This is a genomic window from Shimia litoralis, from assembly GCF_005518135.1.
In the GTDB taxonomy this organism is placed as follows: Bacteria; Pseudomonadota; Alphaproteobacteria; order Rhodobacterales; family Rhodobacteraceae; genus Shimia_E; species Shimia_E litoralis.
This window is the reverse complement of the sequence record NZ_SULI01000057.1, coordinates 1-1,524: the sequence shown is the minus strand read 5'-3', so window position 1 is coordinate 1,524 and position 1,524 is coordinate 1. Positions and strand designations below refer to the sequence as shown.

At 63.6% G+C, this 1,524-nt stretch carries 1 pseudogene; it reads left to right on the top strand.

The features are described 5' to 3' along the window. Positions 1-1,524 (top strand): annotated as a pseudogene (locus FAP39_RS17275) (phage tail tape measure protein); the annotation flags it as partial.

Sequence of the window (1,524 nt, the reverse complement as noted above, 5' to 3'; positions counted from 1 at the left end):
TGGAGGCTGCCAATAAGCGCATGGCGGCGTTTTCGCGCCGTGTGAAGGTGGCGGCTGCTGCCGCCGTAGCCGCTGCCGCTGCGGCGGGCGTGGCCATGGTGCGCTCGGGGCTTCAGTCCGTGGATGCGCAGGCCAAGCTGGCCCAATCGCTCGGCACCACTGTGGCCTCGATCCAGACACTGGAGCGCGCGGGTGATCTGGCGGGCGTGTCTATGTCGGGCATTGAGCAAGCCACCAAGGATCTCACACGTCGTCTCAGCCAGGCGGCCGCGGGAAGTGGTCCTGCTGCCGATGCACTGGAACGCTTGGGGCTCTCGGCCACGGACCTGATCGCCTTGCCGCTTGATCAACGCGTTGGCGCCATTAATGCGGCCATCGAGAAGTTTGTACCGGTGGCAGAACGCGCCGCAGTCGCAGGCCAGCTTTTTGGCGAGGAAGGCTCCATCGCCATGAGCCGGATCGACACGGCCACTTTGCGCCGGGCCACAGACGATGTGCGTGCCTTCGGTGTTCTGGTCTCAGAACAAGATGCCGATCAGATCGAACGCACCAATGATGCCATTTCCCGCCTGGGTCTCATCTGGCGCGGGCTGTCAAACCAGCTGGCGGTGGCTGCAGCGCCTGCCTTGGAAGCTGTGGCCAATGCCATGGCGGTGATGGGCCGTCGCACAGGGCCACTCGGTCAGGCGATCACAGCACTCTTTGACAATATCGCCCGACTGACGACCTACGCAGGCACATTCGTCGGGTTTCTGGCGGGACGCTGGGTTCTGGGCCTTGGCAAGGCCGCTCTCTCTGTCAGGGGGCTTGCCACAGCCCTGGTTGTTCTGCGCGGCGCGCTCATTCGCACCGGGATTGGCGCGCTGATTGTGGGTGCGGGTGAGTTGGCGCATCAGTTCACGCGGCTTGTCGCCGGCGCAGGCGGGTTTGGCAATGCCATGGCGCTTCTGGGCGATCTGGCAAGCGAGGTCTGGGAGCGCATGACGCTTGCCGCGGGCAGTTTTGGCGCCTCGGTTGCCGCAGGCTTTGGGGATATCAAGGCCAGCGTCGCTGCCACCATGCAATCTGCTCTCGAGGATGTGGTTGGGTTTGCCAATGGCGCCGTGAACAGTTTTGAAGGGGCCTTCGGTGCGATCAAGGCAATCTGGGGCTTGTTGCCGGCTGCCATTGGGGATCTGGCATTCCAAGCGGCCAACAGTATGATCTCTGGCGTAGAAGCCATGCTTNAACGACGTATTGCTCTCATTGCCGATCTCGATCTTGGCGCTCTGGAAAACCGCTTTGAAGGCGCAGCCTCCCAAGCCGCCACCGCAGCCAAGGGCGCCTTTGTAGAGGCTTTTGCAGACAATCCGCTTGCGGTTCCCGATTTGGGGCTGAGCGATATGGCAACTGCAGCTTCCGCCTCGGCCGGGACCTGGCGCGCGGCAGCCGCGCAAATGGCGGGTGATGCGACAGCGCCGCTTGCAGCACTCACTGCCCTGCAGGCCGCTCTTGCGAACGGCACGGATCCCTCAGGCGCTTCTG